Genomic DNA, 16,512 nt, shown 5'->3' on the forward strand with positions numbered 1-16,512 from the left:
ATAATTCTAGTATTAAGTAAAATTCGCAAGCGCAAATAGTTAATTCTCGATATGAAGGATTCTCATGATCGAAATAAAACATCTTCGAACACTACAAGCTTTAAAAAATAGCGGTTCATTAAGTGCAGCTGCAATTCAATTGCATCAAACGCAATCAGCAATCTCTCATCAATTTAATGAGTTAGAAAAAAAATTAGGTTTTAAATTATTTATTAGGAAAAGTCACCCCATAAAATTTACAATACAAGGTACAATTTTACTTCAATTATCAAAAGAAATATTACCAAAAATTCATAAAGCAATACAAAATTGCAAAAAAAATCATCATATGACTATTAGACTTGCCATTGAATGTCATAGTTGTATTCAATGGTTAACACCTGCATTAAAAATCTTTCAAAAAAGATGGCCAAGAGTAGAAATAGATTTTTATTCAGATATGATTTTTAGTCCTCAACCATCTCTGCAACAAGGAAAACTAGATATTGTATTAACTTCAGAAGTATTGCCAAGAAGTCATTTATTTTATGTTCCTATGTTTGATTTTGAAGTACGTTTAGTATTATCACCTCACCATCCTTTAGCTCAAAAAAAACAAAATATTCTTCCAGAAGATTTAACATCTGAAATACTTATGATATATCCTGTTCAACGTGATAGATTAGATATATGGAAATTTTTTTTACAACCAGCTGGAATTGTACCAATATTTAAGAATGTAAATAATACTTTACTTTTAATTCAAATGGTTTCAGCACAAATGGGTATCACTGCATTACCGCATTGGGTAGTAGATACTTTTGAAAAACAAGGTTTAATAGTAACAAAAAAGTTAGGAAATGGAATATGGAAACGCTTATACGCTGCTATACGTGATGGTGATCAAAAGGAATTAATCATACAAAATTTTATTCATTCTATACGTTTACATGCGTGTACTCATTTAAAATTTATTCGTGATGCATTAAAACCTCATTTTTTTAAAAAAATTAAAAATATTTAATAAATTCATCTTCTTATAAAATTTTTATCTAAGAAAACTGCAACACCATCATTTTTATTACTTCCAATCACTTCAGCATATGGTAGTTTTTTTTTCAAACGCGAATCTGCATTTTGCATAATACATGCTTTTCCAGAAATACTAAGCATATCTTGATCATTCATTCCATCTCCAAAAGTAATGAACTCTTTTAAAGAAACTCCTGAAATTTTAGATATTAATTTTAATCCATATCCTTTAGAAACTTTTCCAGATACAACTTCTAAACAACCTGGTACAGAAAAATGCACATTAACTTGATCACCGAAAGAAGAAGTAATTTCTTTTTCAAGGTTTTGTAATTTTTTTAAATTATAACTTGTAAAAAAAACTTTACTTACTTTATTAAAATTAAATATATCTGGATGAAAGTATTTATATTTTAACAACGATAAGTTAGGACAAAAATTGTTATCTATTTTATTATTATTTATATACCATTGATCATTACGATATACTTGAGTAATAATATCTGAATCTAAATATTTTATTTTGCATAATTTTAAAGCAATCTCTTTATTTAAATTATTTTCAAAAATTAACACATCATTTAAATCGTAAACTCGAGCTCCGTTAGAAGTAATCATAAAAATTTTTATATTCAAAGCATCTCTAATTTCCATGATATCAATGTAATGACGACCTGAAGCGAAAACAAAATAAAAACCTTTTTCTATTAACAATTTTATGATTTTTTCAGTATATTTTGTTATTTTATTTTCTGGTGAAAGTAAAGTACCATCTAAATCTACCGTAATAATTCGATACATAAAAGAACCTTTATAAAAAAAAATATATATTCAACATGTGAAAAATATATCATAACAAATATAAAAAATAATTTAGAATTTCATAAAAATCAATGATTTAAAAAAAAATTATAATTTCATAAAAAATGAAAAAAGGATATATAAATGTTAAAAAAAGAAATAAATGTAGTAATACTAGCAGCTGGAAAAGGAACAAGAATGAAATCTAGCTATCCTAAAGTATTACATAAATTAGGTGGAAAAACAATTCTAGAACACGTTATAAAAATAGCAAAATCTATAAAACCTAAAAAAATTATATTAGTTTATAATAATAAAGAAAAAACAATAGAATCTACAATTAATGATACGTCGATAGACTGGATTGTTCAAAAAGAACCAAAAGGAACAGGGGATGCTATACTAACAGCGTCTAAGAATTTTTCAGACAATGATGATATAGTGGTTCTTTACGGAGATATGCCATGTATTTCAATTGAATCAATAAAAAAACTATTTAATTCTAAAAAAAAATCTAAAATTAGTTTATTAACTGCTCGTACTAAAAACCCTGATGGATATGGACGAGTTTTAAAAAAAAATGGGAAAGTTATTAAAATAATAGAAGAACAAGATGCAAATTTTCATGAAAAAAAAATCAAAGAGGTATATTCTGGAATATTTATAGCAAATGGAAAAGATTTAAAAAGATGGCTAAATAAAGTTAATAACAAAAATATAAAAAAAGAATTTTACGCGACTGATATTATCTATTTTGCTAATTTAGAAAAAAATACTATTAAAACAGTACAAGTTTTAAACTATCAAGAAATATTAGGTGTAAATAATAAGCTACAATTGTCTATTTTAGAAAAAATTTTTCAAAAAAAACAAATCAATAATTTACTAATTTCAGGTGTAACATTAAAAGATCCAGATCATTTTATTTTAAGAGGAATATTAAAACATGGAAAAAATGTAGAAATAGATACTGGTGTTATATTAGAAGGAAATATTATTTTAGGAAACAATGTCAAAATTGGAGCTGGATCTGTGATTAAAAATAGTTTTATTGATAATCAAACTGAAATTAAAGAATATACAATTATAGAAAACGTCAAAATAGGAAAAAAATGCATTATAGGTCCTTTCGCACATTTACGACCTAAAACTATATTAGATAATCAAATTCATATAGGTAATTTTGTTGAAATTAAAGAAAGTATCATCAAAAAAGAATCTAAAATTAAACATCTAAGTTATTTTGGAAATTCTGAAATTGGTTCTCAAGTTAATGTTGGAGCAGGTAGTATTACATGCAATTATGATGGTGTAAATAAATTCAAAACTACTATTGGTGACAATGTCTTAATAGGTGCTAATACAAAATTAATTGCACCCATTAAAATTGCAAAAAACGCAACTATTGCAGCAGGAACTACTCTGACTAAAGATGTTGATACACCATGCTTAGTTTATAATAATAAAGAACAAAAACAAAAAAAAAACTGGATACGTCCTCAAAAAAATATAAAAAAAATTGATCAATAGTATTAAATAATTGATATTTTTTATTAAAAATTTATTTTTTAAAAATTAAAAAGGTATATTTCTATGTGTGGCATTGTTGCTGCAGTAACACAACGTAATATAATTGATTTTCTTCTCGAAGGTATTCAAAAACTAGAATACCGAGGATACGATTCTTCGGGATTAGCTATAATAAATCAAAACGACAATATTATTCGGATCCGATGCGTAGGAAGGGTAAATAAACTTTCAAAAAAAGTAAAGAAAAAAAAACTATTTGGTAAAATTGGTCTTGCTCATACCAGATGGGCTACTCATGGAAAAGTTTCTGAAAAAAATACACATCCACATATATCCTCACATATTGCTGTAGTTCATAATGGTGTTATCGAAAACAATTTAAAGTTACGAAATTTTTTAGAAAAAAAAGGTTATATATTTTATTCTGATACAGATACAGAGGTAATTGCACACTTATTGCATTGGGAGCAAACTAAAACAGGACAATCACTTCCAGAAGTTGTACAACGTAGTAAAATAAAACTAAATGGAAATTATAGTATGGTTGTTATGGATGCATATAATTCATCAAGATTAATAGCAGTACGTTCTGGAAGTCCATTAGTTATTGGATTGGGCATAGAAGAAAACTTTATAGCTTCAGATCAAATTGCACTATTAAACATTACGAAACGTTTTATATATTTGGAAGAAGGAGACGTTGCTGTTGTTGAAAGAAAAAAAATAAATATTTTTGAAAAAAATGGTTTTATAATCAAAAGAAGAGAAATTACATCCAATGTAAAATATAAACCAGTAAACAAAGGTAAGTATAAACATTATATGGAAAAAGAGATATATGAACAACCTATTTCAATTCGCAATGCATTAAATAATCGTTTAAAAAAAGATACAATTAATTTTTCAGAATTAGGAAATAGAGAAAAAAGTTTTTTTTTAAATGCAGAACATATTCAAATAGTAGCATGTGGTACATCTTATCATGCCGCCATGGTTTCTAGATATTGGTTTGAATCACTAGCTAATATTCCATGTGATGTTGAAATGGCGTCTGAATTTTCTTCACGAAAATTAGCAGTCAGAAAAAAAAGTGTTTTTATTACCTTGTCACAATCTGGTGAAACAGCAGATACACTAGCAGCACTAAGAATCTCAAAAAAATTAGGTTATTTAGGAAGTTTAACTATATGCAATATGCAGGGTTCATCTTTAGTGCAAGAATCTGATTGTTATTTATTAACTAAAGCAGGAATAGAAATAGGAGTAGCTTCGACAAAATCTTTTACTACGCAGTTAACTGTTTTATTAATGTTAGTAGCAGAAATTACAAAATTTAAAAAACAAAAAGATGATATTGAAAAAAAAATTGCAAAAACATTAAATGTTTTACCATTTAGAATAGAAGAAATTTTAAAAAAAAATACTTTAATTAAAGCTATAGCAAATCAATTAAGTAATAAAAAAAATATATTATATCTTGGACGAGGAGATCAATATCCCATTGCCATGGAAGGAGCATTAAAATTAAAAGAAATTTCTTATATCCATGCCGAAGCTTATCCCTCTGGAGAACTTAAGCATGGTCCTCTTGCATTAATCGATAAAAATATACCAGTTATTATTACAGCTCCAAAAAATTCATTACTTGAAAAAACAAAAAAAAATATTAAAGAAATATGCGCAAGAGGTGGTGTGATTTATGTTTTTTCAGATCAAGAAATTGATTTAGAAAAAAATATGACTATTATAAAAATTCCTTATGTAGAAGAAATAATAGCACCTATTTTATATATAATTCCATTGCAATTACTTGCTTATTATATTGCCTTAAGTAAGGGAAAAAACATTGATCAACCAAGAAATCTTGCAAAATCAGTTACAGTAGAATAAAAAATTTTTTAATTTTTATTTTTAACAAAATAAAGTTAACTTTTTTTGTTAAAAAAGAGTATGAGCTATTAATTTTAAGACACTCAATCTCATACTCTATGTAGATAACCATCTAAAATTAAAAATTCTTCACATTATTAGATATATATTTAATTTTCTATATCTATTTTTAATTTTTTCATAGCATTTTTTTCTAATTGTCGAACGCGTTCGGCAGAAATTCCATAATTTTTTGCGATTGTTTGCAGAGTGTTTTTTTTCTTCTTATCTAACCAACGTGCATGAATAATATTTCGACTGCGCTCATCTAATCTTAATAAGGCATTACTTAATTTACTTGTAGTATGCTTATCCCAATTATCTTGTTCTAATCCATTGGCAAAATTAGATGTTTTATCTTGCAAATATAACATATTTCCATTAATTTTCCCGTCCTTTAAATCTTCTTCCGGAAATGGATTAAAAGTTATATCTTGCGCTGACATTCTAGATTCCATTTCTCTAACATCTTCACTGCTTACACCTAATTCTTGAGCAACTATTTCAATTTCTTCTTCGTTAAACCAACCTAATCTTTTTTTATTTTTTCTTAAATTAAAAAATAATTTTCTTTGAGACTTAGTTGTTGCTACTTTTACAATTCTCCAATTACGTAATACATATTCATGTATTTCTGATTTAATCCAATGTACAGCAAAAGAAACAAGACGTACTCCTATTTCTGGATTGAATCTACTTACGGCTTTCATTAAACCTATATTACCTTCTTGTATTAAATCAGCTTGAAGTAAACCGTATCCTGAATAATTACGTGAAATATGAATAACAAAACGAAGATGAGAAAGAATCAAAGTTTTTGCAGCATCTAAATCACCGTTATAGCGTAAACGTTTAGTTAATGATTTTTCTTCTTCAATAGATAACATTGGCCATAGATTAGCTATTCTAATATAAGCATCTAAATTACCTAGTGCTGTTACAGATAAAATCTGTAGTTTATTAGTCATTTTAATTCCCGCATTGATAAAATATATTTAATTAATCATGAATATGTGGGATTACTTCATCATACTTTAATTAAAAATTAAAATCAAAATTTTATGAAAATACTAATTATAAAAAATAAAATTCTAAATTAAGTATAAAAAATTTTAAGTTTATCATTTAATAAAAATAGATTGAATGAAATCATTACTGTTAAAAACAACTAAATCCGTTGTTTTTTCACCAACTCCAATATAACGAATAGGAATTAAAAATTGATTAGCTAAAGAAAAAACAACTCCTCCTTTTGCTGTTCCATCAAGTTTCGCAATAACTAATCCTGTTAAGTTTATTGCTTTATGAAACATTTCTGTTTGCTTAATCGTATTTTGGCCATTACAAGCATCAATAACCAGCATAATTTCATGTGGAGCAGATAAGTTTAATTTTTTAATAACTCTAATTATCTTTTTTAATTCTTCTAACAAATATAATTTGTTATGTAATCTTCCAGCAGTATCAATGATTAAAACATCTATTTTTTTTGATATAGCAGATTTTAGTGCATCAAAAGCTACTGCAGCTGGATCTGATCCAGAAGATTGAGCTATAACAGGAATATTATTTAATTTTCCTAATGTTTGTAGTTGTTCTATACCAGCAGCACGAAATGTATCTGCTGCTGCCAGCATTACGGATTTTCCTTCTAATTTATATTTTGTTGCCAATTTAGAAACTGTTGTAGTTTTTCCTGTTCCATTTATCCCTACTACTAAAATAACAAATGGAATATGATTAGATATTTCTAAAGGTCTTTCTACTTTTTTCAAAATAGAATACATATTTTCTTTTAAAAGAAAATAAATTTTTTCAGGATTTTTTAACTCTTTATGCGTTGCATCATCAATTAATTTATTGATAATCTGATCTGTAGTATGAACACCAATATCGGAAAGAAGCATAGTTTCTTCTAATTCTTCAAAAAGAGCATCATCTATTTTTTTTGACAAAAAAATGCGATTGATTCCATCACCAAAAAAATTTTTAGTTTTATTCAAACTTTTCTTTAATTTAAATAGAAAATTTATTTTTTTATTGGCGATATTTTTTACATTATCGATACTGTCTTTTTCTTTATTTAAAGATATATTTTCTTTATTTTTTTTCTTTATCTTAGAATTTATCCAAGAAAAAAAACTATTTTTTTTATCACTATTCATTTTATTACTCCTAATTTAAACAAATAATAATTATTTTATTTATAACTTAAAAAACTAAAAATTAAATATTTATTTAAATTATATTTAATAATAAAATAAATTATATTAATAATATAAAAAAATATAAAAAAATGCACAATGCTTTTTTAAAAAAAAACGGAAGAATTCATATTATTGCTGGAAAATTAAAGGGAAAAAAAATATTTATTAAAAACAGTTTAAATATAAGACCAACGACTAATAGAATACGAGAAACGCTGTTTAATTGGTTATCTGTATACATTAAAAATGCTCGTTGTTTAGATTGTTTTGCAGGTAGTGGTTCATTAGGAATAGAAGCTGTATCTAGAGACGCAAAATTTGTAACTCTATTGGAAATAGAAAAAAAAACAGTACTTTCACTAAAAGATAATATAAAAAGATTAAATATATCGAACTTAGAAATTATACATACCAATACTCTCGATTGGCTTAAAAAAAACAAACGACCGTATGATATAATATTTATAGATCCACCATATAATCAAAAGTTAGTTGACCGAACTCTTTTTTTATTAGAAAAAGAAAAATGGATGAAAAAAAAATCGTTAATTTATATAGAAAAAGAAAAAAATAACTCTTTCGTTATATCTAAAAATTGGACTTTATATAAAAAAAAAACTACAAATAGTATAGCATGCTATCTTTATTTTTTTAACATGTAAAAAAATGACTTTCATAAAAATAAACAGGACCAAATATTCATGAAAATTTTAGTTTCAAAAAATATAACTCTTGACTTATTTTGTAAAAATCCCATTCAAATTGTAGAAACAGAAAACAATGGCACTATAGCCATATCGAAAAATAAAAAAACTTTATTTTATGTAATAACACCAAAAGTTTTAAAAAATTTATTTGATATTGAAAAATACAGTTTAAAAAATGAAACAACAAAAAAAGAGAAAAAAGTTATAGAAAAATTTCCAATGTATTCTAATTGGATTCCTGACAAAGATTTTATTCAAAAAGCTGCATTATGGGGGATATCATTAAGCGAAGAAGTTTCAAAATACGAACTTGCTTCCTTCATTTCTTATTGGGAAGCAGAAGGTTTATTTTTTCATCATATACAATGGCAACAAAAATTAGCTCGAAGTTTAGAACGAAGTCGATCTATGAATTTAATTAAACAAAAAAGAGATATTACTGATATACCAGTACCTGATCAAAAAACACCTGATGGATTTAGAGGAAAATAATGACATTTTATACTGAATTTTTTAAACGTCTTCAACGTCTTATGCCTAATAATATTAAACCAAAGTTTGAAAGTGACCAAGATTTATTAGCTTGGAATCAAGAACAGGGTAGATTATCTTCTGAATCTATACTACGTGAAAATAAAGCTATGAAAATGCAACGTGTTTTAGGAAGATCAGGAATACGTGAATTATATATGAATTGCTCTTTTGAAAACTATAGAATTGAGCATGATGGACAAAGAAAAGTACTTAAAGCAGCAAAACGTTATGCTGAAGAATTTAATGAAAACATTGCAAGTTTTATTTTTTCAGGAAGGCCAGGGACTGGAAAAAATCACTTGGCATCTGCTATAGGTAATTATTTAATTTTACATGGAAAAAGTATCTTAATTGTCACAGTAGCAGATTTAATGTCCAATATGAAAGGAACATTTAGTGGTACTAGTAATATTACTGAAGAAAATTTATTACATAATCTTAGTAGCGTTGATTTATTAATGATTGATGAAATTGGTATGCAGACTGAATCACGTTATGAGAAAGTAATCATCAATCAAATTGTTGATAGACGATCATCTTCTAAACGTTCTACTGGAATGTTATCTAATTTAGATCATAAAGGTATGAAAAGTTTATTAGGCGAAAGAGTTATTGACAGAATGCGTCTAGGTAATAGTTTATGGTTAACTTTTGAATGGGATAGCTATAGACAATATGTAAAAGGTAATGAATATTAATAATAATTAGAAATAAATAATTTTTATTTAATTCTAGATACATATTCACCAGATCGAGTGTCTACTTTAATAAGTGAGCCATTTTGTATAAATAAAGGAACTTTAAGAATAGCACCTGTACTTAATTTAGCTAGTTTAGTAGCAGTATTTACTGTATCACTCTTTAAAGTTATTTCCGTATCTATAACTTTAAGTTCTACAAAAATATTAGGTGTAATAGAAATTGGTTGATTATTCCAAAAAGTAACAACACATGTATCTTGTTCTAATAACCATTTTTTATTAACACCAACAATTTTTTTATCTACTGATAATTCTTCAAAATTATTATTATTAATAAAATACCAAAAATGACCATCGTTATATAAATAAGACAACGTACATTCTAAAACATCGGCAATTTCTAAAGAATCTGTAGATTTAAATGTCTTTTCTATTAATTGCTTTGTTAATAATTTTCTTAATTTTACACGAACAAAAGCTTGACCTTTTCCTGGTTTAACAAATTCACTAGATTCTATCAAACAGGGTTCTTTTTCAAAAATAATTTTACGACCTGAACGAAAATTATTACTATGATATACTCTCATAAAAACCTCTATTTTAAATAAATTAATGAAACTTCAAACAACAAAAAAAATAAATAAAAAAAAAGATTCTTGGTTATATGAAATTTCAAATTCTATTATTGAACCAAAAAAATTATTAAAATTTCTTCATTTAGAACAACATCCAAAATATTACGATGCTGAATCAAGAAAACTTTTCCCATTTCGTGTTCCTTATTCTTTCGCATCAAGAATGCGAAAAAAAGATCCTGAAGATCCATTATTATTACAAGTCATTACAAATAATCAAGAATTTTTAAATAATTTAGAATTTAATGAAGATCCTATAAAAGAAAGAAAAAATATTGTTTTACCAGGATTATTACATAAATATAAAGATCGAGTACTATGGATGTTAAAAACAAATTGTGCCATCAATTGTAGATATTGTTTTAGAAAACATTTTCCATATGAAACAAATAAGGGAAATAAAAAAAACTGGATGAAAATACTTCATTATATTAGTCAAAACATACAATTAAACGAAGTAATTCTTTCAGGAGGCGATCCATTAATGGCAAAAGATCATGAATTACTATGGATTATTACGTGCTTATCTAGAATAAAACATATAAAAAGGTTAAGAATTCATACTAGATTACCTGTTGTAATACCAAATCGAATAACTTCTGATCTTTGTCAAATTTTTTTTAATTCAACTTTAAAAATTATTATTGTGACTCACATTAATCATCCTCAAGAAATTAATAAACAATTAAGTGATAGTCTATTAAAATTAAAAGAATCTAATGTTATTTTACTTAATCAAAGTGTTTTACTAAAAAATATTAACGACGATGCTATCGTTTTAGCGGAACTAAGCAATCTTTTATGTGAAAATAATATTATTCCATATTATTTACATATTTTAGATAAAGTCAAGGGAACATCACATTTTTTAGTTTCAAATAAAAAAGCCAAATCTATTATATCAGATTTAATGAAAATGGTATCAGGTTTTTTAGTACCAAGATTAGTTTTTGACAATGGATCAAAAGATAATAAATTAATTATTATTTAAAATAAATAGTTAATCTTATTTTTTTTAGTAATAATTAAAAAAATAAAATCTTTCCTCAGAAAGATAGATCTGAGGAAAGATATCTTTAAATTAATTTAAAAAGTATTAACTAAAAATCTTTACATCATTCCGCCCATTCCGCCCATTCCACCAGCAGGAGATGAACTAACGTCAGAAGATTTATCTTCTTTTGGTAAATCAGTCACCATACATTCTGTTGTAATCATTAAACCAGCAACAGAAGCAGCATATTGTAAAGCAGATCTAGTAACTTTAGTTGGATCTAATATACCAAAATCAATCATGTCACCGTATTCATCGGTAGCAGCATTGTAACCATAGTTACCTTTTCCATCTTTTACATTATTAGTAACTACGGAAGGTTCTTCACCAGAATTTGAAACAATTTGACGTAGTGGAGCTTCCATTGCACGAAGAGCTACTCTAATACCAACATTTTGATCTTCATTATGACCACGTAAATTAGATATTTTTCCAGCTACACGAACTAAAGCAACACCCCCACCAGCAACAACACCTTCTTCTACAGCAGCACGAGTAGCATGTAAGGCATCTTCTACTCGAGCTTTTTTCTCTTTCATCTCTACTTCTGTAGCCGCACCTACTTTAAGTACCGCAACACCGCCAGATAATTTAGCTAAACGTTCATTTAACTTTTCTTTATCGTAATCAGAAGTGGCTTCTTGAATTTCTTGACGAATTTGACTAATACGACTTTGAATAGCTTCTTTTTCTCCAACACCACCGATTATAGTTGTAGTATCTTTATTAATTACAACTCTTTTCGCTTGTCCTAAATCTTCTAAAGTAGATTTTTCTAGATCCATAGCTAATTCTTCAGATATTACAGAACCGCCAGTTAAAATAGAAATATCTTGTAACATTGCTTTACGTCTATCACCAAATCCAGGAGCTTTTACAGCAGCAACTTTAACAATGCCTCTCATCGAGTTTACTACTAGAGTAGCTAACGCTTCTCCTTCTAAATCTTCTGAAATTATTAATAATGGTTTTCCAGATTTTGCAACAGACTCTAATATTGGTAACATTTCGCGGACATTAGAAATTTTTTTATCAGCCATTAAAATATATGGATTTTCTAATTCAACAATACCTGTTTCCGGCTTATTAATAAAATAAGGAGATAGATAACCTCTATCAAACTGCATACCTTTGACGACTTCAAGTTCGTTTTGAAGACCTGTTCCTTCTTCTACTGTAATAACTCCATCGTTACCAACTTTTTCCATTGCTTCTGCAATCAAAGCACCAACTTTTTCATCTGCGTTTGCAGAAATAGTACCAACTTGCGTAATAGCTTTAGAATCTGAGCACGGTACAGACAAATTTTTTAATTCTTCAACAGCACTAATAACAGCTTTATCAATTCCACGTTTTAAATCCATAGGATTCATTCCAGCTGCTACAGCTTTTAAACCTTCGTTCACTATAGATTGTGCTAATAACGTAGCTGTTGTTGTACCATCACCTGCTGCATCATTTGCTTTTGATGCAACTTCTTTTACCATTTGAGCTCCCATGTTTTCAAACTTATCTTCTAGTTCAATTTCACGAGCTACTGATACTCCGTCTTTAGTAATACTAGGTGCTCCAAAAGACTTGTCTAAAACTACGTTTCTACCTTTTGGACCTAAAGTCACCTTAACTGCATCTGCTAATACATTTACTCCGCGAAGCATTTTGATTCGTGCTTCATTACCAAATTTTACATCTTTAGCGGCCATTTTTGACATTTCCTTAAATATATTGTTTTTATGGATATAGCATATAGTTTAGTTTACTAACTTTAGTTTACTATTCAACAATTGCTAAAATGTCACTTTCAGTTAAAATTAATATTTCTTCATTATCAATTTTTTCTGTTTTTGCACCATAACCTTCATTAAAAATTACAACGTCACCAACTTTAACATCTAATGGTTTAATTTGACCATTATCTAGTACACGGCCATTACCAACTGCTGTAATCGTTCCACGAGTAGATTTTCCTGCAGCAGAACCTGTAAGAACAATACCACCTGCAGACTTTAATTCTGCTTCGTTACGTTTTACAAGTACACGATCATGCAACGGACGAATTTTCATATAAAAATACTCCTGTGAGTAATTCTTTTTAATTATATTAAAAAATTATTTTTTTTAAAACCTCTATATATTTAAATATAGGGATGCTTATTAAAACTTTCAAGGGCAAAAATTATTTTTTTATTTTTAATTTTTAATTCATACTTAAAAATAGATCATAAATTAATTAAATTAAAATTCAAAATCAACTTATATAAAAAAAGATTGACAAAGTTTTATCTTTGATGATTTAATATCAAAATTGCCCGGATAGCTCAGTCGGTAGAGCAGGGGACTGAAAATCCCCGTGTCGGTGGTTCAATTCCGCCTCCGGGCAAAAATTTTATTTTCCTATACAAAAAGTAGAAAAAATACGTTTTAATAAATCGCTAGAAGTAAATTCACCTGTTATTTCTCCCAAAAATTTATTAATAATATTGAGTGATTCAGCTAGTAATTCAATATTTTTATACTTGAACCAATCTTTTCGAGCTTTTAAAAATTCGCAATAGGATAAATCAATTTGATGAACATGACGTCTTCGAGCAATAAAAAGACTTTCTTTACTTTTGTTTATTTCTCTATTTGAAAGATGTTGTTTTAAAATATCAATTCCTTGACCTGTAAGCGCAGAAATACTGATAAATAACAAATTTTCAACTTTTTTAATTCCAAATAAATCTTCCACTAAATCATTTTTGTTTAAAATAAAAGTTACTTCTTTAATGTTATAGGAAGAAATTTTTTTCATAAACTGAATAGATAATTTTTTTTGATCTTCTAAACTGATTCTTTTATCCATTACGTAAAGAATATGATCAGAATTTTTAATAATCTGCCAAGAACGTTGAATTCCAATTTTTTCAATTTCATCTTGTGTATTACGTAAACCTGCAGTATCAATTATTTCGCATGAAACGCCATTAATATTTATATGTTCATAAAGAAAATCACGTGTTGTACCAGGAAAACTAGTAACTATCGCTCTATCATGACATGATAAAACATTTAATAAACTGGATTTCCCTGCGTTCGGTGGTCCAACAATTGCTATTTTTTTTGCTTCTCTTATCAAGCTACCTTCTGAAACTGTATTCTTTATTTTTAAAAATTTATTATTCAATTCTTTAAAATTTGATGTAACAAGATCATTAAAATCAAAATCAATATTTTCTTCTGAAAAATCTATACTTGTTTCTATATTAGTACGAAATTCAATTAGTTTTTTTATTAGTTCTTGAATGTGAAATGAAAAAGCTCCATGTAAAGAGTTTAAAGATGCTCGAACAACTGATTCTGTTTCAGAATTAATTAAATCGTCTATTGCTTCTGCTTGAATTAAATCTATTTTCCCATTTAAAAATGCACGTTGACAAAATTCACCTGGTTGAGCTATTCTTATTTTAATATTTTTTATACATAAAATTCTTTTCATTAATAAGTCCATAATAAATGGACTACCATGACATTGTAATTCTAGTACATTTTCACCTGTGAAAGAAAAAGGTGCCGGAAACCATAAAGATATACCTTCATCTAATACTTTTTTATTTTTATCAAAAAATTTTGAATAAGTAGCAAATCTTGGCTTAGGAACTTTACCTAATACTTTCATAGCAACCTGATCTGCATAAATTCCTGAAACTCTCAATATTCCAACAGAACTTTTTCCAGGACAAGTAACTTGAGCAATAATAGTTTCATTTTGAATCATAAAATATTTTCTTAATCTTTAAATAAAAAAAACAGGTAATTTTTATCTTTTATTTCTTTTTGAAATTAGATAAAACAAATTTTTGTTGTATAATAGTAACTAAATTACTTATTATATAATATAGAACTAATCCTGATGGGAACCATAAAAAAAACACTGTAAAAACAACAGGCATAAAGCTCATTACTTTTTGTTGAAATGGATCTGAAATACTATTAGATGATGTTTTTTGGATAAAAAACATGGTTAAACCCATAACTATGGGTAAAACATAATATGGATCCTGATCAGATAAATCTTTTATCCAAAATACAAAAGGAGCATGACGTAACTCAACAGAACCAATTAACATATAATAAAGAGATAAAAAAATAGGCATTTGAATAAAAATTGGCAAACAACCACCTAATGGATTTATTTTTTCCTTTTTATATAAAGCCATCATTTCTCTACTCATTCTTTGTTTATCATGTCCGAAATTTTTCTTTAACTCATTAATTTTTGGCTGCAATTCACGCATTTTTGCCATAGAAGTATATTGAGCTTTTGTTAAAGGATAGGTAATACCTTTCATCATAAAAGTAATTAAAACAATAGAAAAACCCCAATTTCCTATAAAATTATGTATAATACTTAACAGTTTAAACAAAGGCTGAGATAAAAACCAAAGCCAACCATAATCTACTGTTAAATCTAAATTTGGTGCTACTAACGCCATCTCTTGCTGTTTTTCAGGTCCTATCCATAATTTAGATTTTATGATATATCTAGAATTAGACGGAATGTTAATTGGAGAAGATTTATATCCAATTACAGCAATACTGTTGTCTAGATAAGATGTATACATTATATTAGAACTAATACTAGTTTCAGGTATCCAAGAAACAACAAAATACTGTTGTAGCATGGCAATCCAACCGTCGTAAGTCATAATATGTAAATGTTTATTATTAGCAATATTATCAAATTTATATTTTTCATATTTCGTATCTGAACTTGAATAAGCAGCACCACGAAAAGTCTGAAGAGCAAAATTGCCGCTATAAATATCACGGTTTTTAGGTAATTTAATAGTTTGTTTAAGTTGTCCAAAAATACTTAGTTCTAAGTTTTTCTTACTGGAATTATGAATATTATATTCTACCTGTACGTCATACCTTCCTGATTTAAGAATAAAGCTTTTTATATAAGTTACCCCATTTTTTCCAATAAAAGTTATCGGAACACGTAACTCTTGTTTATTGTTACGTAATTCAAAAAAATTTTTTTTTGCAGAATACAGTGGTCTAATACCATTTATTGAATTATCTGGACCATCTCTTCCAATGAGTCCGCTTTGTGCCTGATAGATAAAATCAGATGTTGTTTCTAATAATTTTAAACAATTAGGAGAATTTAATTTATCTTTATAATTAAGTAAACTTGCTTCTTCTACATCACCTCCATACATATTTATAACTAAACGTATTACGTCATTTTGAATAATTATTTGATTATTATCTTCTTTTTTATAATTTGAATTAAAAAGAGAATTAGTCGTTTCATTTGTTTTATTTTTTGTTAATGATTGACTCTGCCATGCTTGCCATAACAAAAAAGAAGCAAACAAAAAGGCAAAAATAAAAAAATTACGCTGTAATTCCATC

Annotated in this window: 15 protein-coding genes and 1 tRNA gene; 8 read left to right on the top strand and 8 right to left on the bottom strand. The window is 26.9% G+C overall.

The window, feature by feature from the left end:
- The first annotated feature begins 64 nt into the window (after nucleotides 1–64).
- A complete protein-coding gene (gene metR, locus QZ401_RS00205; protein ID WP_295163953.1) occupies nucleotides 65–1,003 on the top strand; it encodes an HTH-type transcriptional regulator MetR in 939 nt (312 codons plus the stop codon).
- A gap of 5 nt (nucleotides 1,004–1,008) precedes the next feature.
- Here the strand turns inward: metR and QZ401_RS00210 are convergent, their stop codons facing one another.
- A complete protein-coding gene (locus tag QZ401_RS00210; RefSeq protein WP_295163955.1) occupies nucleotides 1,009–1,812 on the bottom strand; it encodes a Cof-type HAD-IIB family hydrolase in 804 nt (267 codons plus the stop codon).
- Nucleotides 1,813–1,956: 144 nt separating this feature from the next.
- Here QZ401_RS00210 and glmU point away from each other — a divergent pair, with 144 nt between their 5' ends.
- Both glmU and glmS read left to right on the top strand, forming a co-directional pair.
- A complete protein-coding gene (gene glmU, locus QZ401_RS00215; protein WP_295163957.1) occupies nucleotides 1,957–3,342 on the top strand; it encodes a bifunctional UDP-N-acetylglucosamine diphosphorylase/glucosamine-1-phosphate N-acetyltransferase GlmU in 1,386 nt (461 codons plus the stop codon).
- A 63-nt stretch (nucleotides 3,343–3,405) separates the two neighbouring features.
- Complete coding sequence (gene glmS, locus QZ401_RS00220; RefSeq protein ID WP_295163958.1) at nucleotides 3,406–5,232, top strand: glutamine--fructose-6-phosphate transaminase (isomerizing); 1,827 nt, start codon at nucleotides 3,406–3,408, stop codon at nucleotides 5,230–5,232.
- Between the two features lie 149 nt (nucleotides 5,233–5,381).
- Here glmS and rpoH read toward each other — a convergent pair whose 3' ends face one another.
- Together rpoH and ftsY are read right to left on the bottom strand one after the other, a co-directional pair.
- Nucleotides 5,382–6,239, bottom strand: coding sequence for an RNA polymerase sigma factor RpoH (gene rpoH / locus QZ401_RS00225; RefSeq protein WP_295163960.1), 858 nt, complete (start codon nucleotides 6,237–6,239; stop codon nucleotides 5,382–5,384).
- A 153-nt stretch (nucleotides 6,240–6,392) separates the two neighbouring features.
- A complete protein-coding gene (gene ftsY / locus QZ401_RS00230; RefSeq protein ID WP_295163962.1) occupies nucleotides 6,393–7,436 on the bottom strand; it encodes a signal recognition particle-docking protein FtsY in 1,044 nt (347 codons plus the stop codon).
- A gap of 131 nt (nucleotides 7,437–7,567) precedes the next feature.
- Between ftsY and rsmD the strand changes: the two genes are divergently transcribed.
- From rsmD to dnaC, 3 genes are read left to right on the top strand one after another with little or no spacing between them, the layout of a single operon-like run.
- Nucleotides 7,568–8,140: a 16S rRNA (guanine(966)-N(2))-methyltransferase RsmD gene (gene rsmD / locus QZ401_RS00235; RefSeq protein ID WP_295163963.1), complete on the top strand. Its 573-nt coding sequence runs from the start codon at nucleotides 7,568–7,570 to the stop codon at nucleotides 8,138–8,140.
- 39 nt (nucleotides 8,141–8,179) lie between these two features.
- Nucleotides 8,180–8,677: a primosomal protein DnaT gene (gene dnaT / locus QZ401_RS00240; RefSeq protein WP_295163964.1), complete on the top strand. Its 498-nt coding sequence runs from the start codon at nucleotides 8,180–8,182 to the stop codon at nucleotides 8,675–8,677.
- Nucleotides 8,677–9,417 (top strand): DNA replication protein DnaC, encoded by a 741-nt coding sequence (gene dnaC / locus QZ401_RS00245; protein ID WP_158336820.1) that lies wholly within the window; start codon nucleotides 8,677–8,679, stop codon nucleotides 9,415–9,417. The genes dnaT and dnaC overlap by 1 nt, the downstream gene beginning before the upstream one ends.
- 23 nt (nucleotides 9,418–9,440) lie before the next feature.
- Here dnaC and efp read toward each other — a convergent pair whose 3' ends face one another.
- Entirely contained in the window at nucleotides 9,441–10,007 is a 567-nt protein-coding gene (efp, locus tag QZ401_RS00250; RefSeq protein ID WP_295163966.1) for an elongation factor P, read from the bottom strand.
- Nucleotides 10,008–10,032: 25 nt separating this feature from the next.
- On the opposite strand from efp, the gene epmB reads away from it, so the two are divergent.
- Nucleotides 10,033–11,046, top strand: a complete 1,014-nt coding sequence (gene epmB, locus QZ401_RS00255; RefSeq protein WP_295163967.1) for an EF-P beta-lysylation protein EpmB — start codon at nucleotides 10,033–10,035, stop codon at nucleotides 11,044–11,046.
- Between the two features lie 119 nt (nucleotides 11,047–11,165).
- On the opposite strand, the gene groL is transcribed toward epmB, so the two are convergent.
- Both groL and QZ401_RS00265 read right to left on the bottom strand, forming a co-directional pair.
- Nucleotides 11,166–12,812 carry a chaperonin GroEL gene (groL, locus tag QZ401_RS00260; RefSeq protein WP_295163969.1) on the bottom strand — a complete coding sequence of 549 codons (1,647 nt, stop codon included), beginning with the start codon at nucleotides 12,810–12,812 and terminating at the stop codon, nucleotides 11,166–11,168.
- Between the two features lie 70 nt (nucleotides 12,813–12,882).
- Complete coding sequence (locus QZ401_RS00265; protein ID WP_295163971.1) at nucleotides 12,883–13,173, bottom strand: co-chaperone GroES; 291 nt, start codon at nucleotides 13,171–13,173, stop codon at nucleotides 12,883–12,885.
- A gap of 243 nt (nucleotides 13,174–13,416) precedes the next feature.
- Here QZ401_RS00265 and QZ401_RS00270 point away from each other — a divergent pair.
- Nucleotides 13,417–13,489 (top strand) — tRNA-Phe (locus tag QZ401_RS00270).
- 6 nt (nucleotides 13,490–13,495) lie between these two features.
- Here the strand turns inward: QZ401_RS00270 and mnmE are convergent.
- Nucleotides 13,496–14,866 carry a tRNA uridine-5-carboxymethylaminomethyl(34) synthesis GTPase MnmE gene (gene mnmE / locus QZ401_RS00275; protein WP_295163973.1) on the bottom strand — a complete coding sequence of 457 codons (1,371 nt, stop codon included), beginning with the start codon at nucleotides 14,864–14,866 and terminating at the stop codon, nucleotides 13,496–13,498.
- Between the two features lie 49 nt (nucleotides 14,867–14,915).
- On the bottom strand, nucleotides 14,916–16,511 hold the full coding sequence (yidC, locus tag QZ401_RS00280) for a membrane protein insertase YidC (protein WP_295163975.1): 1,596 nt from the start codon (nucleotides 16,509–16,511) through the stop codon (nucleotides 14,916–14,918).
- Nucleotide 16,512 lies beyond the last annotated feature (1 nt).

It is taken from the genome of uncultured Buchnera sp. (assembly GCF_913776765.1).
In the GTDB taxonomy this organism is placed as follows: domain Bacteria; phylum Pseudomonadota; class Gammaproteobacteria; order Enterobacterales; family Enterobacteriaceae; genus Buchnera; species Buchnera aphidicola_AO.

Coding starts and splice junctions, on each gene's coding strand:
- rpoH (WP_295163960.1), bottom strand. CDS start 6,239: ATGACTAATAAACTACAGATTTTATCTGTAACAGCACTAGGTAATTTA.
- dnaT (WP_295163964.1), top strand. CDS start 8,180: ATGAAAATTTTAGTTTCAAAAAATATAACTCTTGACTTATTTTGTAAA.
- efp (WP_295163966.1), bottom strand. CDS start 10,007: ATGAGAGTATATCATAGTAATAATTTTCGTTCAGGTCGTAAAATTATT.
- QZ401_RS00265 (WP_295163971.1), bottom strand. CDS start 13,173: ATGAAAATTCGTCCGTTGCATGATCGTGTACTTGTAAAACGTAACGAA.
- glmS (WP_295163958.1), top strand. CDS start 3,406: ATGTGTGGCATTGTTGCTGCAGTAACACAACGTAATATAATTGATTTT.
- yidC (WP_295163975.1), bottom strand. CDS start 16,511: ATGGAATTACAGCGTAATTTTTTTATTTTTGCCTTTTTGTTTGCTTCT.
- rsmD (WP_295163963.1), top strand. CDS start 7,568: ATGCACAATGCTTTTTTAAAAAAAAACGGAAGAATTCATATTATTGCT.
- glmU (WP_295163957.1), top strand. CDS start 1,957: ATGTTAAAAAAAGAAATAAATGTAGTAATACTAGCAGCTGGAAAAGGA.
- QZ401_RS00210 (WP_295163955.1), bottom strand. CDS start 1,812: ATGTATCGAATTATTACGGTAGATTTAGATGGTACTTTACTTTCACCA.
- ftsY (WP_295163962.1), bottom strand. CDS start 7,436: ATGAATAGTGATAAAAAAAATAGTTTTTTTTCTTGGATAAATTCTAAG.
- groL (WP_295163969.1), bottom strand. CDS start 12,812: ATGGCCGCTAAAGATGTAAAATTTGGTAATGAAGCACGAATCAAAATG.
- metR (WP_295163953.1), top strand. CDS start 65: ATGATCGAAATAAAACATCTTCGAACACTACAAGCTTTAAAAAATAGC.
- dnaC (WP_158336820.1), top strand. CDS start 8,677: ATGACATTTTATACTGAATTTTTTAAACGTCTTCAACGTCTTATGCCT.
- epmB (WP_295163967.1), top strand. CDS start 10,033: ATGAAACTTCAAACAACAAAAAAAATAAATAAAAAAAAAGATTCTTGG.
- mnmE (WP_295163973.1), bottom strand. CDS start 14,866: ATGATTCAAAATGAAACTATTATTGCTCAAGTTACTTGTCCTGGAAAA.